The following is a 25,090-nucleotide window of genomic DNA, read 5'->3' as shown; positions in this document are numbered from 1 at the left end:
CCAACCCCCCCCCCCCCCCCGCGTTTGGTGGGGTGTTTTTGTCACGCCCGGTGTTTTAGCCCATCGCCCCGCCCTCGCTCTTCCTTGCTGGGCGGGGGGGGGGGCGGGGGCGCCGGCAACCTATGCCTTAGCTGCCGCTGTACAGCCCTTCTTTGCGCAGCTCGGCAGCGGTGTCGAGGATGCACTGGCGCAAGATCTCGACAATCTCGTCCACCTGGGCATGGGTGATGATCAGCGGCGGCGACATCACGTTCAAGTGCATGATCGGCCGTACCAGCAAGCCTTTGGCCTGGGCCCGACGATGGATGCGTTCACCGATGTTCACCGCATCGGCAAACAACGCCTTGCTGGCCTTGTCGGCGACAAACTCGACGCAGGCCATCAGCTTCATGCAACGCACATCCCCCACCAGCGGCAGTTCACGCAGGCTTTGCAGGCGCTGCTCAAGGTAACCGCCAACGTCCTTGACGTGATCGAGCAGTTGCTCGCGCTCGATGATCTCGATGTTCTTCAACGCCGCGGTGCAGCACACCGGGTGCCCGCTATAGGTAAAGCCATGGGTAAAGCAACGGCCCTTGCCCGGCTCGGCGATCACCTTCCAGATACGATCGGAAAATATGCAGGCGCCCAGCGGCAGGTACGCCGACGTCAGCCCCTTGGCGGTGGTGATGATGTCGGGCTGCACACCGAACAGTTCTTCACTGGCAAAGAAGGTGCCCAGGCGTCCGAAGGACGTCACCACTTCATCCGCTACAAAGAGGATGTCGTAGGTCTGGCACACCTGCCACATGCGCAGGAAATAGCCCTTGGGCGGGATGATCACCCCGCCCGAGCCCATGATCGGCTCGGCAAAGAAGGCGGCGACATTGTCTGCACCCAGCGAGAGGATCTTGTCTTCGAACTCGGCGACCAGAAACTCGAGGAACTGCGCCTCGTCCATGCCATCCGGCGCCCGGTACGGGTTAGGGTTGGACACGTGGTGGATCAACGGATGCGCGTAGTCGAACTCCGGCACGCGGTCGGCGGCCTTGTTGCCGATTGACATGGTCAGGGTGGTGGAGCCGTGATAGGCGTTGTAGCGGGCAATGATGTGCTTCTTGTGCGGCTTGTCGCGGCAGTTCTGGTAGTACTGGATCAGGCGGTAGGCAGTATCGACCGCGGTGGAACCCCCGGTGGTGAGGAACACGTGATCAAGGTCGCCCGGGGCCAGTTGCGCGAGCTTTTCGCAGAGTTCGATGGCGACGTTGTTGGCCATGTCCGAGAACGGGTTGGAGTACGCCAGCTGGCGAACCTGGTCGGCAATCGCCAGGGCCATTTCCTCACGCCCCAGGCCGATGTTGGTGCACCACATGCCACCCACGGCATCGAGGAAGCGGTTGCCGTCGGTGTCGCGGATGTAGGCGCCCTCACCGGCAACGATGTTCAGAGCACCCTGTTCGCGGTGCTCGTCGAACATGTGATAGCCGTGCATGTAGTGGGCCTTGTCGGCTTCCACCAGCGGGTCATGGGCAAGCGGTGTTGCGAACGCATTGTTTGACGTAGCCATGGTCAGTTCCTTGGCGAAGGGAAAAGGAAGGTTTCAGAGACCGGTCTTGACCGTGCTCCAGACCCGGGTGATGGCGCGCATGTCACGCGCATCCTGGGTTTTCTGGGCAAACAGGCGTTCCCGGGTGGCGTCGTCGGGGTAGATCGCCGGGTCGTTGCGGATGTCCGCCTGCACCAGGGTGGTGGCCGCGGCATTGCTGTTGGCGTAGCGGATGTAGTTGGTCACCTGCGCCATGGTCTGCGGCTGCAGCAGGAACTCGATAAAGCGGTGGGCATTGGCGCTGTGCGGGGCGTCTTTGGGCAGGTAAAGGTTGTCGAACCAGATCAGCGAACCCTCTTTGGGGATGAAGAACGACAGCTTGATGTCTTTCTTCGCTTCCTCGGCGCGGGCCTGGGCGATGGCATAGTCGCCCGACCAGGTCAGGGCCATGCACACATCGCCATTGGGCAGGCTGGTGAGGTAGTTCACCGAGTCGAATTTCTTGATATAGGGGCGGATGTCCAGCAGCAGTTTTTCGGCAGCCTTGAGGTCGGCCGGGGCGGCGCTGCGCGGGGCTTTGCCGAGGTATTTGAGCGCGAGCGGGATCACCTCCGTGGGTGCGTCCATCAGGGTGACGCCGCAGTCGGCGAAACGCGAGACGATTTTCGGGTCGAACAGCATCGCCAGCGAGCCGATCGGGGCATCGGGCATGCGCGCCTTGATCTTGTCGACGTTGTAGGTCACGCCGTTGCTGCCCCAGGTGTAGGGCGCCGAATAGGTCAGGCCCGGGTCGTAGCCTTGCAGGGCCTGCACCACCTGGGTATCGAGGTTGTGCCAGCTGGGCAGCTGTTGTTTGTCGAGGGCCTGAAAAACGCCGGCCTTGATCAACGGTGGCGCCAGGGAGGCGTTGAGCATGACCAGGTCGTAGCCGGAGCGGCCGGTCAGCAATTTGGTCTGCACGGTTTCGTAGCCATCGAAGGTGTCGTAGATCACCTTGATGCCGGTGGCCTTCTCGAAATCGGCCAGCGTGGTTTCGCCGATGTAGTCCGTCCAGTTGTACAGCCTGAGTGTGTTGCTGGCGTCCACTTCAGCGGCCAGGGTGACCATGGCCGAAGACGCCAGCAACATACCGCACATCACCTTCATTGCCTTGCGCATTAGCAACTCCGTCGTGTGACTGCTCGGGATGAGCCGATGGGGTTACTATCTGAGCATTCGCGCGCCGCGACCATAACCCGAATGGGTAGGTCTTCCTTCTGTAGGAGCGAGGCTTGCCCGCGAAGAACGATAACGCGGTGCAACAGGTACACCGCGGCGCCTGGTTCGCCGGCAAGCCTGGCTCCTACGGATACACAAGGCAATCCCAACGGTAACGCGGTACAGCCGACACACCGCGGCGTACAGGACGGCGGTGTGGTCAAGCCAAGGGGTACAACGCCTCGTCGAACTGCGACAAGCGAGGAAACGCCAGCGGCTGGTCATCCGACAGGTGCTGCAGGCGCTGCTGATAACTGCGCAGGAAGTCTTTGCGCGCCTCGTCACTGATATACGGCACATGCCACGCCACAAACGGCGCCAGTACATCAAAGCCGACATACGCCAGCGTGCCACGCAGAATCGGGCGCAGCATGTCTTCCAGCGGCCCGTGAATCGCCCCTTCACCAAACATGTGCTCACGCCCGCCGAGGGTCACGGTCACCAGGGCCTTCTTGCCGGCCAGCCCGCCCTGGTCATAGAAGCGCTTGCCGCCATAACAGACGCCCGACACCAGCACCCGGTCGATCCAGCCCTTGAGGATGGCCGGCGCCGAGAACCAGAAGATCGGGAAGTTGAGCACCACCAGGTCGGCCCACAGCAGCTTGTCCAGCTCGGCCTGGATATCGGCGGCAATCGAGCCGCTCTTGACGCCCAGGCGCTGCTCCAGGGCATACACCAGGTACTCGGGGTTCTCCCGGGTGGCAAAATCGTCGGCACTGGCCACCGGGTTCCAGTTCATCGCATACAGGTCACTGACCTGTACCTGATGCCCTTGCGCCTGGAAGGTCTCCACGGCGGTGTCACGCAAGGCGGCGGTAAAGGATTGCGGCTCGGGATGAGCGTGAACGATCAAGACATTCATCAGGAATTTCCTTAAACAGGTTGCAATGTAGAAGGTGCTGCGCGGCTGGCCAGCAGGCGATTGAGCCAGTCCGGGTCCATTTCCGGCTCGGACGAGAACAGCAGCCCGGTGTAGTCGCGGTACGGCGGGCTGAAGATGGCATCGCGGCTGCCGTGATCCACCACGCGTCCGCGTTGCATCACCAGCACCTGGTCGGCGATGGCACGCACCGTGGCCACATCGTGGGTAATGAACAGGTAGGCCACCCCCAGTTGCTGCTGGATGCGGTTGAGCAACTTGAGCACGCCCTCGGCCACCAGTTGGTCCAGCGCCGAGGTGACCTCGTCGCAGATGATCAACTGAGGCTCTGCGGCCAGTGCTCGGGCAATGCAGATGCGCTGCTTCTGCCCGCCGGACAGTTCCCGCGGCTGGCGCTCCATGTACACCGCCGGGTCCAGCTCGATCATTTCCAGCAGCTCGGCCACCCGTTTGCGCATGGCCTGGCCCTTGAGCCCGAGGTAGAAGGTCAGCGGCCGGCCGATGATGTCGACGATGCGCTGGCGTGGGTTCAGCGCGGTGTCGGGGATCTGGTAGATCATCTGGATACGGCGCAGTTGCTCCTTGCTGCGGCGGCGAAAATCGGCCGGCAAGGCTTCGCCGTCATACAGCACCTGCCCCGCTGTCGGCGGCAGCAGGCCGGTGATCAGCCGCGCGGTGGAGCTTTTGCCACTGCCAGACTCGCCGATCACCGCCAGAGTCTGGCCGCGATGGAGCGTGAGCGAGACATCATGCAGCACCGGTTGCTGGCCATAACTGGCGCACGCCTGACGGACCTCCAGCAAGGGCCGTTGCTGCGCGGCACAGGTTTTCGGTTCGGTGCGGAAACTGCGCACCGCCCACAGCGATCTGGTGTATTCCTGCTGCGGTGCATCGAGCATGCTGCGGGTGTCGGCCTCCTCCACCAGCTTGCCGTGGCGCAAGACCATGATGCGGTCGGCCATCTGCGCCACCACCGCGAGGTCGTGGCTGATGTACAACGCGGCGCTGCCATAGGTTTTCACCGCATCGCGAATCGCCGCCAGCACTTCGATCTGGGTGGTGACGTCCAGCGCCGTGGTCGGTTCGTCGAAAACGATCAGGTCCGGGTGGCAGGCCATGGCCATCGCCGTCATCACCCGTTGCAGCTGGCCACCGGAGACCTGGTGCGGATAGCGCTGGCCGATCTGCTCGGGATTGGGCAAGCGCAGCACGCGGTACAGCTCTACCGCTTCGGCTTCGGCCTGGGCACGGTCGATACCGCCGTTCTTCACCGCGGTTTCGACATGCTGGTCGATCAGCCGGTGAGCCGGGTTGAACGAGGCCGCCGCGCTTTGCGCCACATAGGCGATACGCAGGCCGCGCAGCTTGCGCAAGGCTTCGGCACGGGCGCCGACCAGCTCCATGCCGTCAAAGCGCACCGAACCGCCGGTGATCCGGCAGCCGTCGCGGACATAACCCATCGATGCCAGGCCCAGCGTCGACTTGCCCGCCCCCGACTCGCCGATCAAGCCCAGCACCTCACCGCGTTGCAGGGTCAGGTCAATGCCTTTGAGCAACGGGTGCCAGGCGTCTTCATAGTGACCTTCGATGCGCAGGTCGCGGATTTCCAGCAGCGGCTTTTGAATGTTCACTTGGGTCATGCTCAGCACTCCTTGAGGCCGCTGGATGCGTGCAGCACCCAGTCCACGACGAAATTGACGCTGACAGTGATCAGGGCCACGGCCAGGGCCGGCAACAATGGGCTGATATCACCGAAGGTGATCAGCACCGCGTTGTCGCGCACCATGCTGCCCCAGTCGGCGGTTGGCGGCTGGATACCCAGGCCCAGGAACGACAGCGCACTGATGAACAGGAAGACAAAGCAGAAGCGCAAGCCGAACTCGGCAATCAACGGGGCCGCGGCATTGGGCAACACTTCACGGCTGACCAGCCACCACAGCCCTTCGCCACGCAGCCGCGCCGCTTCGACAAAGTCCTGGACCACCACGGTCATGGCCACTGCCCGCGACAGGCGAAACACCCGCGTGGCGTCCAGCAGGGCAATCACCAGCACCAGCGAGGTGGCGGTGGTGCCGACCACGCTGAGGATCAGCAAGGCAAAGATCAGCTGCGGGATGGCCATGAGAACGTCCACCACCCGCGACAGCCCCTGGTCGACCCAGCCACCCTTGATCGCCGCTACCAGCCCGCAAAAGCCGCCCAAGGCAAAGGCCAGAGCAGTCGTCAGAAAGGCGATGCCCAGGGTGTTGCGGGCGCCATAGACCAGGCGACTGAACATGTCGCGCCCAAGGTTATCGGTACCCAGCAGGAACTCGCTGCCCCACGGTGCGAAACCCTCGCCGACCACCTGGGTCTCGCCATAGGGCGCCAGCACCGGCGCAAACAGCGCCACCAGCACGTACAGGACAATCACCGCCAGGCCGAACTTGGCACTCAGCGGTGCGCGCAGCAGTTGCTTGAACAGGCTCATGGCTTACCCCTTCGGATGCATCAGGCGTGGGTTGCTGGCAATCGACAGCACATCGGCCGTGGTATTGAGCAGGATGTAGGTGGCGGCGAAGATCAGACTGCAGGCCTGCACCACCGGGATGTCACGCTTGGCCACCGAGTCGACCAGCAACTGGCCGAGCCCCGGGTACACGAACACCACCTCGACCACCACCACACCCACCACCAGGTAAGCCAGGTTCAGCGCCACGACGTTGATGATCGGTGCCAGGGCATTGGGCAAGGCATGGCGGAAGATGATCCGTGCCGGACTGATGCCCTTGAGCCGGGCCATTTCGATGTAGGGGCTGGCCAGCAGGTTGATCAGCGCTGCACGGGTCATGCGCATCATCTGCGCGATCACCACCAGGCTCAGGGTCAGCACCGGCAACAGTGAACGCTCCAGCACTTCGCCAAAGCCGGCTCCCGGGGCCAGGTTGGAGATGCTTGGCAACCAGTTGAGCTTCACCGCGAACACCAGGATCAGGATGTAGGCGACAAAGAATTCGGGGAACGACACCGCACTCAAGGCGCTGGTATTGAGCAGGCGGTCGAACCAGCTGTTGCGGTACAGCGCCGCGAGCATGCCCAGCAACAGCGCCACCGGTACCGAGACCAGTGCCGCCAGCAACGCCAGGCTGAAGGTGTTGGCCAGGCGGCTGGCGATCAGTTCGGCAATCGGCCGCTGGTTGGCCAGCGACACGCCGAGATCACCGTGCAGCAGGTGCCAGGCCCATTGGCCGAAGCGGGTCAGTGCCGGTACATCCAGGCCCAGTTGGGCACGCAGTGCGGCAACGGTTTCGGGCGTGGCAGCCTGGCCGAGCATGGCCTCGGCGACGTCGCCAGGCAGCATGCCCACGGCCAGAAAGATGATCACCGCCACCGCAAACAGCGACAACAGGCCCAGGGCCAGGCGCTGCACAAGCAGTTTGTAAAGACTATTCACCGGACAGCTCCTCGAACAGACACAACGAAAGGTGACGCGGCAGGTCCGGCCCTCAGGCCTGCCACCAGCGCTCGATCAGGCGCAGGCCGTCCAGCTCGCCATAGGGTGCGGTCACCCCGGCATGGGTGACGCGCCTGGAGCGGGCGGCTACCGAGCTTGCGAACAGCGGCACGATGGCGCCGCCGTCGTCGCGGCACAGGGCCTGCATTTCGTTGTACATCTCCTGACGCAGCGGCGCGTTCATCTCGCCCCGGGCGGCATTGAGCAGTTCGTTGAAGCGCGTGTTGTCCCAGTGCGTTTCGTTCCAGGCCGCGCCCTTGGCGTAGCCAATGCTGAACATGCGGTCGGCGGTCAGGCTGCTGTAGAAGAACGAGGTGGTGAAGGGTTGCTTCATCCACACATTGCTGAAGAAGCCGTCGGCCGGCTCGCGCACCACATCGATGTCGATACCGGCCTGACGCGCCTGCTCCTTGAACAGCACCGAGGCATCCACCGCGCCGGTGTAGGCGGCATCGGAGGCCTGCAGGCGCACCTTGAGCGAATCGACCCCGGCCTGGCGCAGGTAGAAACGCGCCTTGTCCGGGTCATAAGCGCGTTGTTCCAGCGCGCTGTTGATGAAGCGGCTGCCGGGCTGGATCGGGTGATCGTTGCCGATCTGGCCGTAGCCATAGAGCACCGAGGCGAGCAAGGTTTCACGGTTGATTGCATGCTTGAGGGCCAGGCGGATGTTGTTGTCCTGGAACTGTGTGCTGTCGGTCAGCATCGGGAAGGTGTAGTGCTGGGCGCCTTTGGTTTCCTCGATGGCCAGGTTGGGGTTGCGCTTGAGCAAGGCCACGGTTTTCAGGTCGACCTTGTTGATCACATCGACTTGACCGGTGACCAGCGCGTTGACCCGCGCCGCACCATCGGCAATGGCCAGCAATTCGGCGCTGGCGAAATGCGCCCTGCCCGCTTTCCAGTAGTCCGGGCTACGCTCCAGGTCCATGCGCACGCCGGGCTCGAATCCCTTGAGGCGGTAGCCGCCGGTGCCAACGCCAGATTGCCAGTCGGCCACACCGTCCTTGGCCGGCATGATCGCCAGGTGATAGTCAGCCACCACGTAAGCAAAGTCGACGTTGCCCGAATGCAACTCGAACACCACAGTGTCGTTGCCTTCGGCGCGCACCTGGGCCACATCCCCGAGCACGGTCTTGGCCGCCGAGGTGGACGTGTCGCCCAGGTGATGCTGGATCGAGGCCACGACGTCGTTGGCATCCAGGGTCTTGCCGTTATGGAAGGTCACGCCCTTGCGCAGGATGAAGGTCCAGATGCGTGCGTCGGGGCTCAGTTCCCAACGCTCGGCCAGTTCCGGAATGGCACTGCCATCCACGGCAATTTCGCTGAGGGTGTTGTACACCGCCGAGAAACCGACAAAGGTGAAGGTATCGGCCCAGGTCCCCGGGTCCCGCGAGTCGGTGGTACTGCCACCGGCCAGGCCCATGCGCAGCACACCCCCCGCTTTTGGCGTGGCCTCCTCGGCCCAGCCGCGCATCGGCAAGCCAAGGCCGAAGGCACCGGCGACGGCGGCGGCCGTGGCGCTGAATTTGAGAAAATCGCGACGCGGCAAGCCGCCGTCGTGCATCGCTTGAGTAATTTTGTTGTTGTTATCGCTCATGGCATTGCCTCTGTTGAACCGCAGAGAAAAGGATTCAGCCAACTTCGCACGCATCGATGCTGCAAATATTTGTATTTGTCATCGTGACAATTACATTAGACTCAATCACACACCGCTGCCAAGCCCCTTTCAGGATGGAATTTTCACAGGATTCTGCAGACCATGAGCCAGTCGACTCGCCTGATCACCGCCTCGTACATTCTGTCGTTCGTGGCTGCCAACGCCCCGCAGAAGCTGCGTACCGAGACTATTGCCAAATGGGTCAAGACCCACCCCACGCGCGTGCGCAGCCTGGTCTCGCTGATGGTCAAGGCCAACATCCTCAAGTCCTGGCGTGGCGCCCACGGCGGCCTGACCCTGGCCCGTCCGGCCAGTGAAATCACCCTGCGCGAAGTGTACGACGCGGTGCAGGAAAGCTCGTTGATCGCCGAGAAGATCGACAACCCCTTCTCCGGCATGGAAGACCACTGCAAGGTGTTCGAGGTGTTCACCCGGCTGTTTGCGATGCTGGAAGCCAACATGCGCCTGGACCTCGGTGCGATTACCGCCGACCAGTTGTTTGTGGCGTTCGATACGCCCAAGGAACACGCCAACCTGTAGGAGCGTGGCTTGCCCGCGAAGCACGCACCGCGGTGCCCCTTTCGCGGGCAAGCCTCGCTCCTACAGGTTGGAGTAGCCAGGCGGGCGGCGCTTGGTCTCACGCCTCCATCAGTTCTGCCGCGCAACAGGCAATGCGCTGGCAGGCATCACGCAGTGGCTCGTCACCGAGTACCAGGCCCAAACGGATATGCCCCGCCGCACTCGGCCCGAAGGCCTCCCCCGCCAGCACTGATACACCGTGACGGTCCAGCAAGCGGTTTGAGAAGTCCTGGGCACTGAGACCGGTTTCGCGGATATCGACCATCACGAACATGCCGCCGTCAGGCTTGAGCGCTTTCAACCCCGGGCTATCCGCCAGGCACTCGCAGACCAGGTCGCGGCGCTGGCGATAGGCATCGCGCATTGCAACCAGCGCTGGCAACGGCTGCTCCAGGGCGACTACAGCGGCGTCCTGGATAAAGTCCGGCGAGCCATAGAGCATGCACAGCGCCAGGTTTTCCAGGTGTGTGGCCAGCGCCGTCGAGCCCACCACCCAGCCTACCCGCCAGCCGGTCATGGCGTGCGACTTGGACAGGCTGTTCAAGGTCGCCGTGCGCTCGGCCATGCCCGGCAGGCTGCCGGGGCTGATGTGCTCACCCTCGTAAAGCAGCTCGCTGTAGACCTCGTCGCTGATCAGCCACAGGTCATGGGCGATGCACAGTTCCGCCAGCGCCTCCCAGGTCGAACGCGGCAGGCTCGCGCCCGAGGGGTTGTGTGGACTGTTCAACGCCAGCGCACGGGTGCGCGGGGTGATGCGCGCAGCAACATCCTCGGGACACACGCGAAAGCCGTTCTCGGAACGCACCGGCACCGGAATCACCGTTGCGCCACAGGCGCCGAACACCGCTTCATAGGTGACATACATCGGTTCGGCAACAATCACCTCGTCACCGGGGTTCAGCACGCATTGCGCCACACAGAACAGTGCGCACTGCGCACCCGCCAGCACCGTTACCTGGTCGGCATCGACCCGCTGGCCGCTGCGTTGCTGATGACGGCGGGCGATGGCCTGGCGCAGGGCAAGTTTGCCGCGCACGTCCGAATAGTGCGTGTGGCCGTTGTGCAGGCTGTCGATAGCGGCCTGGACGATGGGCGCCGGGGTGTCGAAGTCCGGGTCGCCAACCGACAGCAGAAGGATGTCCTTGCCTTGTGCCTGCAGCTCAAGGGCACGGTAGTGAATATCCCAGGCGGCAGCGCCGTCACCGGCAATGCGTTGGGTCAGAGCGGAAAAGCGCATGGCAATCCTCCTTAATGGGGTATGGACGTCAGCGAGCGCAGGCGTGCTTGAGCTCGATCAGGGTCACGCTGTTGCGGGCAAAGCCGGTGCGCAGTTCCTGTTGCAGTTCATCGAGGCTACGAGGCTGGGCCACGGTGCAACCATACGCCCGCCCGAGCCCGGCGAAGTCCGGGTTGCGCGGCAGCACCCCGATCGGCTCGATATCCAGGTTGAGCATGTCGTCGCGAATCTGCCCCAGCGCGTCGTTGTTCCACAGTAGCACCACCAGTGGCCGGTCCAGCTCTTCAACGGCCGTGGCCAGTTCCTGGGCGGTGTAGAGGAAGCCGCCGTCGCCGACCAGCACCAGGCCCGGGCGATCGTCAGTGGCAAACATGCCGCCAATTCCCGCCGGCACGCCGTAACCCAGGGTCCCGTAGCCGGTCGGGTGCAGCCAGCTGCGCGGCGCCCGGCTGGCAAAGGCATAGTTGCCGGTATAGGCCAGCTGGGTCATGTCCGTACTGATAAAGGCATTAGCCGGCAACTCGGCCGCCACCCGGTCGAGAATCGCCTGGTGAATGGTCTGCAACGGGCCATGGCTGGCCCTGACAGCCTGGCGCAAGGCAGCAACGTTGGCGATAGCCGCCTCGGCGTCACGCTTGCTGTCCGGCAAATGCTCCAGCAACGCGCCGACAGTCAGCCGCGCATCGCCCTGCAACGCCAGCGCACAGGGATAGAAGTCGTTGAACTTGCGTGAGTCGATGTCCACCCGCAGCAGTTCGCCGTTGAGCTCCAGGCGCTCGCGCCAGAAGTCGGTGGCGGCCATCTCGGTGCCTACGGCCAGAATCACGTCGGCTTCGGCAATCAGTTTCCAGCCCGGCTCGACACACAGGCTTGCGCCGGCACTCAGCGGCGCTTCCGGTGCCAGCAGGCCCTTGCCGGCAACGCTGGTGAACAGCGGCGCCGCCAAGCGGGTGCTCAGCTGTTCCAGTACATCCGCGGCCTGCAGTGCCCCACCACCGGCGATGATCATCGGCCGTTTGGCTGCAGCCAGTTTTGCCGCTGCCTGCTCCAGAACGCTGCCGGACGGCAGGCCACGGCCTGGGCGGCGGACCACTTCGGTGCTCCAGTCACGCTTGACGGGTGCCGCCAGCACGTCCAGCGGCACGGAAATATGCACCGGGCGTGGCCGCTCGCTGTCGAACACCGCATAGGCGCGGGCAACCAGTTCCGGCAGGTCTTCGGCGCTCAAGGCCACCGCAGAAAACGCGGTGATCGGCGCGGTCATGGCGCGCTGGTCCTGCGTCTCGTGCAGGCAGCCCCAGCCCTTGCCCAGGCTTGCAGTGTGGTTGACGCTGGAAATCACCAGCATCGGGATCGAGTCGGCATAAGCCTGGCCGATGGCCGTGGCGGCGTTGGTGACACCCGGGCCAGTGATGACAAAGCACACACCGGGCTTGCCGCTGACCCGTGCATAACCGTCGGCCATGAAGCCTGCGCCTTGCTCATGGCGGGTGAGGACGTGACGAATGCCGCTGCCGGGCAGGCCACGGTACAACTCCAGGGTGTGCACCCCGGGAATGCCGAACACGGTATCGACACCGTAGTTGGCCAACAGGCGGACCAGTGCCTGGCCGCCAGTCAATGGAGTGTTGTGCATGTTGTGCTCCTTACGCCTGGCCGAGGCGGATCAAGGCATCGACCGCGGTGGTGCCTTGAGCACCAACCATTAATGGGTTCACATCCAGTTCCAGCAATTGCCCGGCGTTTTCGCAGGCGTAGTCGGCGACGGCGCGGATGGCTGCGACCAAGGCATCGAGGTCGGCGTGTTCACGGCCACGAAAGCCCTGCAACAGGCTGGCACTGCGCAAACCGAGCACGGCTGCGCGAATGGCGCCATCGGTGGTTGGCAGCAGCAGAGTCTTGCTGTCCTTGAGCAGTTCGACGAGGATGCCGCCCGCACCGATCACCAAGGCCAGGCCGAAGTCGTTTTCAGGCTTGATACCGACGATCAGCTCGGCCAGTGGCGCGCTGGCCATCGGTTCGAGCAATACCTGGTCAAACGCCACCTGCGGCGCATAGGCGCCAATCCGTTCGCGCATCTGTTTTACGGCGGTGTCCAGCGCTTGCGCATCGCGCAGGTTCAACGCCACGGCCCCGGCTTCGGTCTTGTGCGGCAATTGCGCACTGACAGCCTTGAGCACCAGGGGATAACCCACCGCCTCTGCAGCCTTGACGGCCTGATCGGCGCTGCTCAGTACGCCCGCGGGAACCGGCAGGCCGAAAGCCTTCAATGCCTGCTTGGAATCCCACTCATTGAGCAACTCGCCCTCACCTGCCAGCGCATGCGGGCACAGCGGCACCAGCGCCGACTCGCCCAATGCCAACAAGGCCTGACGCTGGCTCTGGTAGCCGGCGATCCGCCCCCAGGCTGCCAGCCCGTCCTCAACCCCTTGCAACGCCGCAATGCCATGGCCATGCAGGCGTTCGCGGGCACTGGCCGGCAGCAGCTCGGGGAAGGCCGAGGTAACAAAGCCGATCTTGCCGTGGCGCTTGAGCGCAGCGCTGTACAGTTCCAGCAGCAGGTCGCACTCCTTGCGTTCGCCGGTAAATTCGGCCGGGTAGTCAAGCACCAGCATGGCCGCATCGGCCTCGCTGCGCAGGGCACTGTCGAGCATGCGCTCAAGGGCGGCGCCGTCGCCCCAGATGGCCGTGGTGAAGTCCAGCGGGTTGACCAGGTTGGCATAGGCCGGCAGTACCTGAGCCAGTTCATCAACCTGAGTTACATCGAGTTTGGGCAGGCTCAGGTCGTTGCGTTCGGCGTAATCGGCGATCAGTCCGGCATCGCCACCGGAACAGGCCAGGGCGATCAGGCTGCGGCCTTTGGGCAAGTTGCCACAGGCAGCGGCCTTGAGGGTTTCGGCAAAACTCACCGGGCCGCTGACGCGAATCACCCCCAGGCGCTGGAACAGGCTGTCGTAGAGCGCATCGGAACCGGACAGCGAGCTGGTATGACTGAGGGCCAGCTCGGCACCCATCTGCGACACCCCGGTTTTCAGGGCGATGATCGGAATGCCCTTCTCCAGCGCCTTGTGTGCCGCGCGGGCAAAGCCCGGAACGTTCTTCAGGCCCTCAAGATGCAAGCCGATCGCCGTTACCCGCGGTTCATCGAGCAGCACATCCATCAGTTCGGCGATGCCCAGCTGCGCCTGGTTGCCGACCGAGGCCATGTAGGCCACCGGCAACGAGCGGTCGCTCATCGACAGGTTGTAGGCGAAGTTGCCGCTTTGGGTCAGGATCGCCACGCCCTTGTCCACCGCCTTGCCACCATGGGCCACCGGCCACAGCGCACTGTTGTGCAGGTAGTCGAGCAAGCCGTAGCAGTTCGGGCCGAGCAACGCCATGTTGCCAGCGGCCTTCAGAAGTTGCTGTTGCAGTGCCTGGCCTTCGGCACCGGCTTCGGCAAAGCCCGAGGCGTAGCAGATCGCCCCGCCGGCATCGATGGCGGCCAGTTCGGCGACGCAGGTGAGCGTCAGTTCACGGTTGGTAGCGATGAACACCGCATCCGGGCCACACGGCAACTCAGCCACGCTACGTACGCAAGGAATGCCGTCAATGCTGTCGTGCTGCGGGTTGACCAACCACATCTGGCCTTGATAACCGCCTTCGGCACAGCGCTTGAGCGCGCGGGCCATGCTGCGTCCGCCGACAAAGGCCAGATGACGTGGCGCCAGCAGGCGCTTGAGGTTGTCACGAATCGACTGCGACATAGGAGTTCTCCGACCCGATCAACGCAACAGAGGGCGCAACAGTTCGCGGGAAATGATGTGCCGCTGGATCTCCGAGGTGCCCTCCCAGATCCGCTCGATCCGCGCATTGCGCCAGATCCGCTCCACCGGGCCTTCATCCATCAGGCCCATGCCGCCGAAAATCTGCACGGCTTCGTCGGCGACCTTGCCCAGCACTTCACTGGCAAACAGTTTGGCCATACCGGCCTCACCATCGGTCATGCTGCCCTGGTCCATCTTCCAGGCGGTGTGCAGGGTCAACAGCTCGGCGGCGCGGATCTGCGTGGCCATGTCGGCCAGCTTGAACGACACGCCCTGGTAGGTACCGATCGGCTGGCCGAACTGCTTGCGGTCCGCCGCCCATTGCAGCGAGACATCCAGGGCGCGCTGGGCCTGGCCGACGCAGTTGGCAGCGACCATTACCCGCCCGGCGGTGAGCCAGGCGTTGGCCACTTCCCAGCCCTTGCCCACCTCGCCCAGCACTTTGCTGGCTGGCACGCGGCAATCGTCGAAAAACAGCTCGTAGGTGTGATAACCGCGGTTGCTCACACACTTGGGGCCACGGCGAATGGTCATGCCGGGCGTACCACGGTCGACCAGGAACGCGGTAACCGCGTTGCGCTTGCGGCCGTTGTGCTCATAGGTGTCGGTCACGGCAAAGACGATGGCGAAATCGGCATGTCCGGCGTGGCTGATGAAGTGTTTGCTGCCATTGAGAACGAAATCGTCCCCTTCACGCACGGCACGGGTCTTGATCGCGTTGGCGTCAGAACCGGCGCCCGGTTCGGTCAAGGCAAAGCAGTCGACCTTCTCGCCCTGGATGCACGGCAGCAGGTAGTCGTTGATCTGTTCGCCCTTGCAGGCCATGAGAATCTTCGACGGGCGCGCGACAAACACATGCACCGCCCACGACACCTTCGACAGCTCACGCTCGATCAATGCCTGGGACAGGTAATCGAGACCGCCACCGCCGACTTCTTCGGGCATGTTGAATGCGTAAAAGCCTGCAGCGATCGCCTTGCCGCGAATCTGCGCCGCCAGCTCAGGCGACACCTCATCGGCGCGATCGACAGCCTCCTCGTGGGGCAGCAGCTCCTTGGCAACGAAACTACGTACCGCTTCCACCAACATTTCTTGTTCTTGGGTCAGTTGGAAATTCATGGAATGTTCCTGAAGAAGGTTGAGTAAGTACTTATTTACCAACAAATTTTGCCGCGCGTTTTTCAACCGCCGCACGCAATGCTTCGTTGCCATCCTCACTGCGCCCGCACAGCAATCCGGCAGCCAGTTCCGCCTGCAACTGCTCGCTGAGGGTGCGTTGAGCGCCGTCGCGTATCAGGCGTTTGGTCTGGGCGAAGGCGAAGGTCGGGCCATTGGCCAGGCGCCCGGCCAGTTCGGCGGTCACCGCCAGTAGCTGGTCATCGGCGCACACCTCGCCAACCAGCCCGGCGGCCAGCGCCCGCTCCGCGCCCCAGAGTTCATCGAGGAACAGCAGGCGTTTGGCCTGCTCGCTGCCAATCAGCCGTGGCAAATGCCAGCTGGCCCCGGCATCAGGGCTGTAGGCCATGCTGGTGTAGCCCGCCTTGAAACGCGCCGAGGTGGCGGCCACACGCAGGTCGCAGCACAGGGTCAGGTCCATCCCGGCGCCAACAGCAGTGCCGTTGATGGCGGCAATCGTCGGTTTGTCGAGGCTGTGCAGGCGTTGCATCAGGGCGTGGGCGGTCTCGGTCCAGCCGTAGCTTTCCAGCGCACCACGGGCTTCGGCTTCAGCCCACTCGGCGAGGTCCGCGCCGGCGCAGAAACTGCGCCCGCTGCCGGTCAGCACCACCACCCGCACCGCGGGGTCGGCGTTACAGTCTTCAAGCAAGGCATGCAGCTTCTTCAGGCTGGGGATGTCCAGCGCGTTGCGCTGATCGGGACGGTTGAGGGTGATCCAGGCAACGCCGGCTTCGACATTGCTCAGCAGTGACGGGGAAGTAGTCATGGGAGGCCTCGAATTATTGTGGTTGGCGTGAGGGGGTAGGACTTGAGGCCATACTAAACGAGTGTTCAACAAGGAGACAATCGGGCAACGCTTGTTATGTAATAGATTAAAAACAAACGATAACTAACTGTTTTTAAAGTAATTTACCTAAATCCAAGATCTATCCTAAGGACAGCTGTTACAACTTCGCACAACTGCCACAGGCATAAAAAAACGCGACAGGTGCCTGTCGCGTTTTGCGTGGATTACGAGCGCTTCGCGCTCGATCGCGGATAAATCCTACATGCCTGCGGCGCCACCAACCTGTAGGAGCGTGGCTTGCCCGCGAAAAACGATGACGCGGTACATCAGGGGCACCGCGGTGCCTGGTTCGCCGGCAAGCCTGGCTCCTACGTCGATGGCCTACAGGTGGGATTGCTGACCCGACACCACTTCGATGGACTGCGCAGCAGGCCCGTCTTGGTGGCTCCCAAAAAGACAGTTGCTCCTACACCGTTAAACCGAAGGCGCCAACACCACCTGACGCTTGCGGTGAATCATGAAGTACGCCGCGTAACACACTGCGATAAAACCAAAGCCCCAGTACAACGAAGGCCGCTGAGTCTCATCCAGCGCCAGGAACACGAACAGCGAGCTGCACAGGGTGATGCACAGCAGCGGCACCAGCGGATACAAAGGCGCCCGGTACTTGAGCTCGCTCAATTTGCCGCCGTCGCGCAGGAACGCCTTGCGAAAGCGGTACTGAGCCAGGGCGATCACGATCCAGGTCACCGTGCCGGACATCCCGCTCACCGCCATCAGCACCATGAACAGGGTGTCGGCAGCGATAAAGCTGGTCATCAGCGACACCAGCGCAAAGCACAGGGTGATGCTCAACGCCCGCAACGGCACACCGCGGCTGCTCAGCGGCGACAGGCTCTTGGGCGCCATGCCGGTCTTGGACATGGCCCAGAGAATCCGCGTCGACGCATACAACCCCGAGTTGCCCACCGACAGAATCGCCGTGAGGATCACAAAGTTCATCAGGTCGGCCGCGTAGGGAATGCCGACCATGTCGAACACCTGCACGAACGGGCTTTCCATCAGCCCGGCCTGCTGCCACGGGACAATGGCCGACAGCACCACAATCGCCAGCACATAAAAGATCAGCACGCGGAACACCACGTTGCGCACCGCGCGCGGAATGCTCTTCTCCGGCTGGTCGGTCTCGCCCGCTGCCACGCCCATGATCTCGCAGCCCTGGAAGGCATACACCACGGTCATCATCACCGCGAACACCGCCGACAGGCCGTTGGGGAACAGCGAATCGCCGATCAGGTTGTTCATCATCGGCGCTGGCGCCCCGCTGGTCAGCGGAATGGCACCGAAGATCACCAGCACGCCAACAATGATAAAGCCGAGGATCGCCGCCACCTTGATCCCCGAGAACCAGTACTCCGCCTCCCCAAAAGCCCGGGTCGCCAGCGCGTTGAGGCCAAACAGCACCACCACGAACAGCGCCGACCAGTACCAGATTGGCACCTCGGGGAACCAGCGCACCATCAGCATGCCGGCAGCGGTGAACTCCAGCCCCACCGTGGTCGCCCAGCTCATCCAGTACACCCAGCCGATCATGAAGCCGGTGGCCGGCCCGATGTACTTGGTGGCGTGGGCCTGGAACGAGCCGGATACCGGCATCTGCACCGACAGCTCGCCCAGGCAGACCATCACCAGGTACATCAGGAAACCCGCCACCAGGTAGGCCAGGATCGCGCCCACCGGCCCGCCCTGGTTGATGGTGACCCCCGAGCCCATGAACAGCCCGGTACCGATCACGCCACCCAGCGACAGCATGAAGATATGCCGGCTCTTCAACGCCCGGGTCAGGTGAATGCCTTTACGTTCGGTCGAATCAGTCATGTCGGCACCTCAACAGTGGTTGAAGTGCGAAGGGGAAGTACGAAAACGCGAGGGTCGATCAGCTTGACGGTGGTTCATTATTATTATCTCCAATAAGCGTCGAAGACCGCGTGCAGTGCGGTTAGCGTCGATTATTGGAAAGCGATGTAAGGTGCTGTTGTACGTAAAGATCGAAGATGTAAAAAGTCGTAAGTTTTTTGTACATCAGCCCTGCAACAGGCGTTCGAGGGTGTGCAGCGCCTGCTGCATCTGCAGGTTCATCGGCGCCACCAGGCGGTGTACCGCGCCCGCGTCGTTGCACAGTGCCGCCTCTTCAAGCTCACGCAACACGCTGGCCAGCCCGCGAAAGCCGAGCGAGTCGCTGCTACCGGCCAGGCGATGCGCCAGGTGGGCAACCTCGGTGCAGTCACTGGCTTTGAGCGCTTCGCCGAGCGCCTCCTGGTGCTGTTCGATGGCTTCGCGCAACACCGACAGCAGCCCCTGCACCTTCTGTTCGCCAAGCAGGTTGCGATGGGTGTCCAGCAGCGACCAGTCCATGCCCGGATCAAGCTGCACCGCCTCGATCAGCGGCGCTTCCTGCGCCAGCGCCTGGCGCAGGCTGTCCAGTTTCAGCGGCTTGGCCAGAATGCCTTGCATGCCGGCATCCAGGTAACTGCGCACCAGCGCCGGCTGGACGCTGGCGGTCAGCGCCAATATTCGGCTGTCTCGATTGGGCCCGGGCATTGCGCGAATCTGCCGGCACAGCTCGACACCGCTGATGCCCGGCAGATGCACGTCGAGCAGAATCAGGTCGAAGCGCCGTTGACTGCACAGCACCCGCCCCTGTTCGGCTTCCTCGGCCAGCCACACGCGATGGCCGTCACGGCGCAGCAGGCCCTGTACCACTTCGCGGTTCAACTCGACGTCCTCGACCACCAGAATGTCCAGGGCAGCGACCGCGGGCGCCGCAGGCTGCGTGATGTCGCTCGGGCCTGAACGTTGCAATGCCAGCTCGAACCAGAAACAACTGCCCTGCCCCTCGGCACTTTCAAGCCCGATATGCCCACCCAGCTTCTCGACCAGGTGTTTGCAGATCGCCAGGCCCAGACCCGTGCCGCCATATTGCCGGGCTACCGCCTCGCTGGCCTGGACAAAACGATCGAAGATCTTCGCCTGCACCGCCGGGGCGATGCCGATGCCGTTGTCACTGACGCTGACCCGCAGTTGCTGACGGTCGCCCTGCTCGCCCAGTACCTGCACCTTGAGCATGACCTGGCCGGCGCTGGTGAATTTGATGGCGTTGGCCAGCAGGTTGCTCAGCACCTGACGCAGGTATTGCTCCGCGCCGTGCTGACGCACCGCCAGCTGCGGATCGATCTCACACGCCAGGACAGTGCCGTTGCCCAGCGCCCGGGGCTCAAGCAGGGTCATGACTTCGTCGCACAACTGGCGCAGGGAAAAGCCGACGGCTTCCGGGTGGCTTTCTCCCTCTTCCAGGCGGGCGAAATACAGCACTTCGTTGAGGATGGTCAGCAGACCTTCACCTGCCTTGTACAAGGCGTCCAGGCGCTTGCTGTCCTGCCCGTGCAGCCCGGCACCGCGCAACAGCTCGGCCATGCCGAGAATGCCGTTGAGCGGAGTGCGCAGTTCATGGCTCATGGTGGCCAAAAAGCGTGATTTGGCCAGGTTCGCCGCTTCGGCGTCGTCTTTGGCCCGCATCAGGCTGGCAGTGCGGCGCTCGACCATTTTCTGCAGTTCGTCGCGCTTGTCCTGCAAGGCCAGGCGATCTTGTTCACGCCGTTCGATATCACTGAGGATCGCCCCGCGCATGTCTTCCAAAGCGGCGGCCACGGTATCGATTTCATCGGGCCGCGCCGAACGCCGCTTGCCCAGGCGCAATGGCTCTTGCCAGTCACCGGCGCCAATGCGCCGGGCAAACTCGGCCATCACCTGCAGGTGACGCGTGACCAGGCGGTAGAACAAGCCCGACAACGCCACCGCCAGGCCGCACAGAAACACGCTCATCCACAGCAGGCTGGCCAGGCCGGTGGCAAACAGGCGTCGATGCACGGCGCCCAGATCGATGCTCACTTCCAGTTCGCCCAGGTGCCGCGCCGGGCCGGACGGTGGCTGGAAGTCCAGGGCAAAGCGCTCGATGCGCAACGGCCCCGGCGGGTTCGCTTCGCCCTGCAGGAGGTTGAAATCGGCGCTGCTCAGGCGCACCCGGGCGACATCGGAAAAGTCCACCAACCCGCGCAACTGCACGTTGAGCTGCTCCTGGTCGAGGTCCCACAGGCTACGCTCCAGGCTCGCCAGGTAACCGCCGCGAATCAGTGCCATGCGCGCGTCGATGTCGCGCATTTCACGGCGGTACTCGAAATACAGCTGCACGCTGCTGGCCAGCACGGTAAAGCACAGGCTGAACAGCAAAATGAACAACAGCAGGCGCCGCAGCAGGCCGCCGGTCGGTACGCGCTTCATCGGGCATCCGCCGGCAGGTTGACCATGTCGCGGTAAGTGACTTCGCTTTCGCGCAACCAGCGCTCGATTTCACCGGCATTCACCATGCGTTGCAGTTGCGCGTCGATCTGCGCCATGCGCTGGCTCAGTTCACTGTGGCGAGATACCGCGACACGCAGGTAGTCCACACTCAGCGCCATGGGCAGCACGCGGATGTCTTCGGCTCCCGGCAGACGCTCGATATACAGCTGGCCAGTGCGCCGTTCCTGAATGACGAAATCGATACGCCCGCGAATCAGTTTGCCGAAGTTCTGCTGGCTGGAGGACACCCATTCGATGTTCTGGTGTTTGGCTACCAGGCGGTCGAACTCGGCGCCGTAGCTCTCGCCGAACAACAGGCCGCCGCGGTAGCTGGCGAGGTCATCAAGGTGTTCGAACTTCACCGGGCGCTGACGATTGAAGAACACCGCGACTTCTTCGCGCAGCACCGGCACGCTGGAAAAGCGCATGCTCTGGTTACGCTGGTCACTGTCGTAAGCGAGCACGACATCCACCCGCCCCTCGGCAGCATCGAGCAGGCAGCGCTTCCAGTTCCCCAGCACCACGATCTCCACGTCATAGCCCAGGCGCCCGAACAGCTCGCGTACCACCGTCGGTGCCAGGCCGCGCACCTGCCTGCCATCGCTCCAGGACACCGGCGGGTACACCGGGTAATCGCAATAACGAATGCGTTCGGCAGCCTGCACCGGCAAGACCAGCAGCGACAGCAGCAGCCCCGCCAGACGCCACATGGACGTCAGGCCGCCACGCTGGCGGTGAACAGATACCCGGCGCCATGAATGGTGATGATCAACTGCGGCTCGGCCGGATCATCGTGCAGCTTGCGACGCAGGCGGCCGACCAGTACGTCGATGGAGCGGTCGTTGGGCACCCACTCACGGTTGCGGATCTGGTCCATCAGCTGGTCGCGGCTCAAGGTATGGCCACTGTTGCGCAGGAACACGCTGAGCAGCTGGTATTCGCCGTGGGTCAGCAGGGTTTCCGCCCCCTGGGCGTCGATCAGGCGACGGCGATCGACGTCCAGCGCCCAGTCGGCGAACTGCTTGAGCACATGGGTATTGGCCGCCACCGGCCGCGAGGCTTGGGCATGACGCACGCGACGCACCAGGTTCTTGGCGCGGGACACCAGCTCACGAGGGTTGAGGGGTTTGATCACGTAGTCATCGGCGCCGCATTCAAGGCCGACGATGCGGTCGATGTCGTCGTTGCGACCGGTGATGAGGATGATCCCGACCTCCGAGCGCACGCGCAATTCGCGGGTCAGGGTCAGGCCGTCTTTGCCTGGCAGACGGATGTCGAGCATCACCAGGTCGACGTTGTGGCTGGCCAGGAACTGCTCGGCCTGCTCGGCGGTGTCGGCACAGTGGACGTCGTAGCCTTCCTGAGACAGGTAGGCGTGCAGCAAGTCGCGAATAAGCGGATCGTCATCGACGATCAGTACCCGAGGCGTCATTGCGTGTTGTCTCTTATAGGAATTGTTTTGTAACTCGCGACCGCAGACTACCCATTGTTGAACAATCGATCAACAGCCCTCGGTCAGGGTGAAACGCCGGCGCCCGCCCGCTTGCAGGCCATCGACCCAGGCCTCGCAGATCTGCACGCCCTGCTCCGGGGTAAAGGTGCCGGGGTTGAGCCCGGACTCCAGCCACAAACCGTCGAGCAGGGCGCTCAGGCTGATCGCCGCGAGGTCGGCGTCAAACGCCTGCCAGCCCTCATCAGCAGCCAGCTCACGCAGCAGCCTGCCCAGCTCATTGCGGTACTCGCCGTAGGAATGATCGTGCACCTGGTTGATCGCCTCGGCGGTTTTGACCGCGCCCCAGAACGCCAGCCAGGCGTCCAGCAGTTGCGGGTCGAGCAGTTCGGCGCAGAACGAGGCGCGAAAGAACGCCGACAGCCGCTCGCGGGCATTCGGTGCGGCCTGGGCCATGGCTTCGCGAATCAGGCCCATGACCCGCCCGGTGACCGCCATGTAGGCCTCGGCCACCAGTTCGTCTTTGCCGGAATAGTGGTGGCTGATCAGCCCTACCGAGACCCCGGCCTCGGCCGATATCTTGCGAATCGAGGCGCCCTGAAAGCCGTGACGCTTCAGACACACCAGCGTTGCTTCGACCAGGTTGGCCTTGCGCAACTCCGGGACCATACGGCTGTAACGGGCTTCCTGGCTCATCGGCGGCTCTCGAAAGGGGCTGGCAAATGCAGCGTGCCCTATCGCCAGCAAGCCGGCTCCTACAAAACCTCTGTAGGAGCCGGCTTGCTGGCGATAGCGTCCGCGCAGTTGAACGACTGTACAACAAGTCGTGCTCAGTCGCGATAGTCCGGTGCCACCCGCTCCAGCAACCGCAGCAAGGCCTTCCACGCCAGCTGCATGCCGTCCGGGTCGCTCAGCTCGCCCTCCTTCAGCGGCCGTGCAGGCTCGTTGAATTGCCGCTCGGTATGGGCGCAGACGTCATCAGGCGGCAGCACGATCGCACCGGCCGCTTGCGCTGCCAGCTGAATTTCACAGGCTTTCTCCAGGTAATACATACGCAAGAACGCCTGGCTTACGCTCTCGCCCACCGTCAGCAAGCCATGGTTACGCAGCATCAGCACCGGCATATCGCCCAGGTCGCGCACCAGGCGCTGCTGCTCGTCCATGTCCAGTGCCACGCCTTCGTAGTCGTGGTAGGCCACCTTGCCGTAGAACTCCATGGAGATCTGGTTGACCGGCAGCAACCCGCACTTGAGCGCGGCCACGGCGCAACCGGCCTTGGTGTGGGTATGCAGCACACACTGGGCGTCTTCGCGGGCGCCGTGGATGGCGCTGTGAATCACGAAGCCTGCCGGGTTGACCGGGTACGGCGAAGGCTCCACGGCGTTGCCGTCGAGGTCGATCTTGACCAGGTTGGAGGCGGTGATCTCATCGAACATCAACCCGTAGGGGTTGATCAGAAAGTGATGCTCGGGGCCGGGAATGCGCACCGAGATGTGGGTGAAGATCAGGTCGGTCATGCGAAAGTGCGCGATCAGGCGGTAGCAGGCGGCCAGTTCCTGGCGCAGGCGCAATTCGGTGTCAGTCGGATGCATAGTTGTTGTTCTCAGGCAAAAGGCTGGCCAGACAATAGGGCTGGACACCCGGCGGTGTCCAGCCATGGCAGTTTACTTGCTGGCCCAGGCGTTGAAGCGCTCTTCGAGCTCATCACCATGGTCGACCCAGAACTCGACGTTCATCGCCAGGGCGCCTTCAAGGTTCTGTTTCGAGGTCGGTACCCAGTTGGCCAGCTTCGGATCAAGTTCTGCAGCAGCCACGGTGTTGGTTGGCCCGTACGGGATCGCGTTGACGTAGCGCACCTGGGTGTCGGGCTGGTTGGCGAAGGCGATCAGGCGCTTGGCCTGGTCGACATGCCGCGAGCCCTTGATGATCGCCCAGTAGTCCATGCCATACAGACTGCCCGGCCAGACCACATCCAGGGAACTGCCCTCTTGGGCCGCGACGGCGATACGGCCGCTGTAGGTCGAGGTCATCACCACGTCGCCGGCGCTCAGCCATTGTGCCGGTTGCGCACCGGCTTCCCACCACTGGATATAGGGCTTGAGCTCGGTGAGCTTGGCAAAGGCACGATCAACACCCTGCGGGGTGGCCAGCACCTTGTAGACGTCTTCGGCCTTGACGCCGTCGGCCATCAGCGCGAACTCCAGGTTGTACACCGCGCGCTTGCGCAGCCCACGCTTGCCGGGAATCTTCTGCACGTCCCAGAAGTCGGCCCACGACGCTGGCGCCTGAGCCAGCTTGTTCCGGTCGTAGGCAATCGCCACGCTCCACACCAGCACCGCTGACCCGCACTCCTGCGCAGCGTCCGGGATCAACTGGTCAGCGCGTCCGAGCCGGGCCCAGTCGAGGCGCTCATACATGCCCTCTTCACAGCCACGCATCAGGTCCGGGGCCTCGATCATGACCAGGTCCCAGTCAACGTTGCCGGTGTCGACCATCACCTTGATCCGCGCCATTTCACCGTTGTATTCGCTCTGGATCAGTTTGCTGCCGTCCTGGGCGCTGAACGGCTGGAAGATCGCCGCATCCTGGGCTTTCTGGCCGGCGCCGCCGTAGGCGACCACCACCATGTCCGGTGCCGCCTGAGCGCTGCCAAGACCAAGGGCCAGCAACCAGGGCGACAGTTTGAGCAGGTTCAATGTCATTGGTGGATCCTCATGCTGGTACCGCGTCAGACGCGGTCCGTTTTCTTGTTGTTGTGAGGTGTGCCCCAGGACGCGGGGTGAATCGAAAACTAGTCAAAGGCCAGTAAAAAAACAAGTTGATTTTTTACTGGCGCTACACTTTTATA

Annotated in this window: 20 protein-coding genes; 1 reads left to right on the top strand and 19 read right to left on the bottom strand. The window is 63.2% G+C overall.

Annotated features, from left to right (window positions below):
* Positions 1-127 precede the first annotated feature (127 nt).
* From I5S59_RS11960 to I5S59_RS11930, 7 genes are all read right to left on the bottom strand, one after another.
* A complete protein-coding gene (locus tag I5S59_RS11960) occupies positions 128-1,546 on the bottom strand; it encodes an aminotransferase (RefSeq protein ID WP_197876795.1) in 1,419 nt (472 codons plus the stop codon).
* 33 nt (positions 1,547-1,579) lie between these two features.
* Complete coding sequence (locus I5S59_RS11955) at positions 1,580-2,683, bottom strand: polyamine ABC transporter substrate-binding protein (protein WP_197876794.1); 1,104 nt, start codon at positions 2,681-2,683, stop codon at positions 1,580-1,582.
* 259 nt (positions 2,684-2,942) lie between these two features.
* Positions 2,943-3,644 (bottom strand): NAD(P)H-dependent oxidoreductase, encoded by a 702-nt coding sequence (locus I5S59_RS11950; protein ID WP_197876792.1) that lies wholly within the window; start codon positions 3,642-3,644, stop codon positions 2,943-2,945.
* Positions 3,645-3,655: 11 nt separating this feature from the next.
* Positions 3,656-5,302: an ABC transporter ATP-binding protein gene (locus I5S59_RS11945; RefSeq protein ID WP_197876791.1), complete on the bottom strand. Its 1,647-nt coding sequence runs from the start codon at positions 5,300-5,302 to the stop codon at positions 3,656-3,658.
* Between the two features lie 2 nt (positions 5,303-5,304).
* Positions 5,305-6,132 carry an ABC transporter permease gene (locus tag I5S59_RS11940; protein ID WP_197876789.1) on the bottom strand — a complete coding sequence of 276 codons (828 nt, stop codon included), beginning with the start codon at positions 6,130-6,132 and terminating at the stop codon, positions 5,305-5,307.
* A 3-nt stretch (positions 6,133-6,135) separates the two neighbouring features.
* Positions 6,136-7,095 (bottom strand): ABC transporter permease, encoded by a 960-nt coding sequence (locus I5S59_RS11935; RefSeq protein ID WP_197876788.1) that lies wholly within the window; start codon positions 7,093-7,095, stop codon positions 6,136-6,138.
* Between the two features lie 52 nt (positions 7,096-7,147).
* Positions 7,148-8,749, bottom strand: a complete 1,602-nt coding sequence (locus I5S59_RS11930) for an ABC transporter substrate-binding protein (RefSeq protein ID WP_197876786.1) — start codon at positions 8,747-8,749, stop codon at positions 7,148-7,150.
* Positions 8,750-8,911: 162 nt separating this feature from the next.
* Between I5S59_RS11930 and I5S59_RS11925 the strand changes: the two genes are divergently transcribed.
* Positions 8,912-9,349: an Rrf2 family transcriptional regulator gene (locus I5S59_RS11925; protein WP_197876784.1), complete on the top strand. Its 438-nt coding sequence runs from the start codon at positions 8,912-8,914 to the stop codon at positions 9,347-9,349.
* Between the two features lie 97 nt (positions 9,350-9,446).
* Here the strand turns inward: I5S59_RS11925 and I5S59_RS11920 are convergent, their stop codons facing one another.
* The 12 genes from I5S59_RS11920 to I5S59_RS11865 all read right to left on the bottom strand — a co-directional run bounded on the left by I5S59_RS11920 (position 9,447) and on the right by I5S59_RS11865 (position 24,944).
* On the bottom strand, positions 9,447-10,625 hold the full coding sequence (locus tag I5S59_RS11920; protein WP_197876782.1) for a pyridoxal phosphate-dependent aminotransferase: 1,179 nt from the start codon (positions 10,623-10,625) through the stop codon (positions 9,447-9,449).
* 28 nt (positions 10,626-10,653) lie between these two features.
* Positions 10,654-12,261 carry a 5-guanidino-2-oxopentanoate decarboxylase gene (locus tag I5S59_RS11915; protein WP_197876781.1) on the bottom strand — a complete coding sequence of 536 codons (1,608 nt, stop codon included), beginning with the start codon at positions 12,259-12,261 and terminating at the stop codon, positions 10,654-10,656.
* Positions 12,262-12,271: 10 nt separating this feature from the next.
* The gene (locus tag I5S59_RS11910; RefSeq protein WP_197876780.1) at positions 12,272-14,371 is read right to left on the bottom strand and encodes an acetate--CoA ligase family protein; all 2,100 of its coding nucleotides are present in this window, start codon (positions 14,369-14,371) and stop codon (positions 12,272-12,274) included.
* Between the two features lie 18 nt (positions 14,372-14,389).
* On the bottom strand, positions 14,390-15,550 hold the full coding sequence (locus I5S59_RS11905) for an acyl-CoA dehydrogenase family protein (protein WP_197876778.1): 1,161 nt from the start codon (positions 15,548-15,550) through the stop codon (positions 14,390-14,392).
* 31 nt (positions 15,551-15,581) lie between these two features.
* Positions 15,582-16,373 carry an enoyl-CoA hydratase/isomerase family protein gene (locus I5S59_RS11900; RefSeq protein WP_197876776.1) on the bottom strand — a complete coding sequence of 264 codons (792 nt, stop codon included), beginning with the start codon at positions 16,371-16,373 and terminating at the stop codon, positions 15,582-15,584.
* A gap of 495 nt (positions 16,374-16,868) precedes the next feature.
* The gene (locus I5S59_RS11895) at positions 16,869-18,272 is read right to left on the bottom strand and encodes an amino acid permease (protein WP_197876774.1); all 1,404 of its coding nucleotides are present in this window, start codon (positions 18,270-18,272) and stop codon (positions 16,869-16,871) included.
* 204 nt (positions 18,273-18,476) lie between these two features.
* A complete protein-coding gene (locus I5S59_RS11890) occupies positions 18,477-20,732 on the bottom strand; it encodes an ATP-binding protein (protein WP_197876773.1) in 2,256 nt (751 codons plus the stop codon).
* Positions 20,729-21,502, bottom strand: a complete 774-nt coding sequence (locus I5S59_RS11885) for a substrate-binding periplasmic protein (protein WP_197876771.1) — start codon at positions 21,500-21,502, stop codon at positions 20,729-20,731. Before I5S59_RS11885 ends, I5S59_RS11890 begins: the two co-directional genes overlap by 4 nt.
* Before the next feature lie 5 nt (positions 21,503-21,507).
* Positions 21,508-22,224: a response regulator gene (locus tag I5S59_RS11880; protein ID WP_128325207.1), complete on the bottom strand. Its 717-nt coding sequence runs from the start codon at positions 22,222-22,224 to the stop codon at positions 21,508-21,510.
* Between the two features lie 69 nt (positions 22,225-22,293).
* A complete protein-coding gene (locus tag I5S59_RS11875; RefSeq protein WP_197876770.1) occupies positions 22,294-22,938 on the bottom strand; it encodes a TetR family transcriptional regulator C-terminal domain-containing protein in 645 nt (214 codons plus the stop codon).
* Between the two features lie 134 nt (positions 22,939-23,072).
* A complete protein-coding gene (locus I5S59_RS11870; protein WP_197876769.1) occupies positions 23,073-23,834 on the bottom strand; it encodes a class II aldolase/adducin family protein in 762 nt (253 codons plus the stop codon).
* A gap of 72 nt (positions 23,835-23,906) precedes the next feature.
* On the bottom strand, positions 23,907-24,944 hold the full coding sequence (locus I5S59_RS11865) for an ABC transporter substrate-binding protein (RefSeq protein ID WP_197876768.1): 1,038 nt from the start codon (positions 24,942-24,944) through the stop codon (positions 23,907-23,909).
* Positions 24,945-25,090: the final 146 nt, after the last annotated feature.

The organism is Pseudomonas alkylphenolica (assembly GCF_016009175.1).
Taxonomy (GTDB): domain Bacteria; phylum Pseudomonadota; class Gammaproteobacteria; order Pseudomonadales; family Pseudomonadaceae; genus Aquipseudomonas; species Aquipseudomonas alkylphenolica_B.
Note: the sequence above shows the minus strand (reverse complement) of the source record. Positions and strands in the feature narration are given on the sequence as shown.

Coding starts and splice junctions, on each gene's coding strand:
- I5S59_RS11960 (WP_197876795.1), bottom strand. CDS start 1,546: ATGGCTACGTCAAACAATGCGTTCGCAACACCGCTTGCCCATGACCCG.
- I5S59_RS11955 (WP_197876794.1), bottom strand. CDS start 2,683: ATGCGCAAGGCAATGAAGGTGATGTGCGGTATGTTGCTGGCGTCTTCG.
- I5S59_RS11950 (WP_197876792.1), bottom strand. CDS start 3,644: ATGAATGTCTTGATCGTTCACGCTCATCCCGAGCCGCAATCCTTTACC.
- I5S59_RS11945 (WP_197876791.1), bottom strand. CDS start 5,302: ATGACCCAAGTGAACATTCAAAAGCCGCTGCTGGAAATCCGCGACCTG.
- I5S59_RS11940 (WP_197876789.1), bottom strand. CDS start 6,132: ATGAGCCTGTTCAAGCAACTGCTGCGCGCACCGCTGAGTGCCAAGTTC.
- I5S59_RS11930 (WP_197876786.1), bottom strand. CDS start 8,749: ATGAGCGATAACAACAACAAAATTACTCAAGCGATGCACGACGGCGGC.
- I5S59_RS11925 (WP_197876784.1), top strand. CDS start 8,912: ATGAGCCAGTCGACTCGCCTGATCACCGCCTCGTACATTCTGTCGTTC.
- I5S59_RS11920 (WP_197876782.1), bottom strand. CDS start 10,625: ATGCGCTTTTCCGCTCTGACCCAACGCATTGCCGGTGACGGCGCTGCC.
- I5S59_RS11915 (WP_197876781.1), bottom strand. CDS start 12,261: ATGCACAACACTCCATTGACTGGCGGCCAGGCACTGGTCCGCCTGTTG.
- I5S59_RS11910 (WP_197876780.1), bottom strand. CDS start 14,371: ATGTCGCAGTCGATTCGTGACAACCTCAAGCGCCTGCTGGCGCCACGT.
- I5S59_RS11905 (WP_197876778.1), bottom strand. CDS start 15,550: ATGAATTTCCAACTGACCCAAGAACAAGAAATGTTGGTGGAAGCGGTA.
- I5S59_RS11900 (WP_197876776.1), bottom strand. CDS start 16,373: ATGACTACTTCCCCGTCACTGCTGAGCAATGTCGAAGCCGGCGTTGCC.
- I5S59_RS11895 (WP_197876774.1), bottom strand. CDS start 18,272: ATGACTGATTCGACCGAACGTAAAGGCATTCACCTGACCCGGGCGTTG.
- I5S59_RS11890 (WP_197876773.1), bottom strand. CDS start 20,732: ATGAAGCGCGTACCGACCGGCGGCCTGCTGCGGCGCCTGCTGTTGTTC.
- I5S59_RS11885 (WP_197876771.1), bottom strand. CDS start 21,502: ATGTGGCGTCTGGCGGGGCTGCTGCTGTCGCTGCTGGTCTTGCCGGTG.
- I5S59_RS11880 (WP_128325207.1), bottom strand. CDS start 22,224: ATGACGCCTCGGGTACTGATCGTCGATGACGATCCGCTTATTCGCGAC.
- I5S59_RS11875 (WP_197876770.1), bottom strand. CDS start 22,938: ATGAGCCAGGAAGCCCGTTACAGCCGTATGGTCCCGGAGTTGCGCAAG.
- I5S59_RS11870 (WP_197876769.1), bottom strand. CDS start 23,834: ATGCATCCGACTGACACCGAATTGCGCCTGCGCCAGGAACTGGCCGCC.
- I5S59_RS11865 (WP_197876768.1), bottom strand. CDS start 24,944: ATGACATTGAACCTGCTCAAACTGTCGCCCTGGTTGCTGGCCCTTGGT.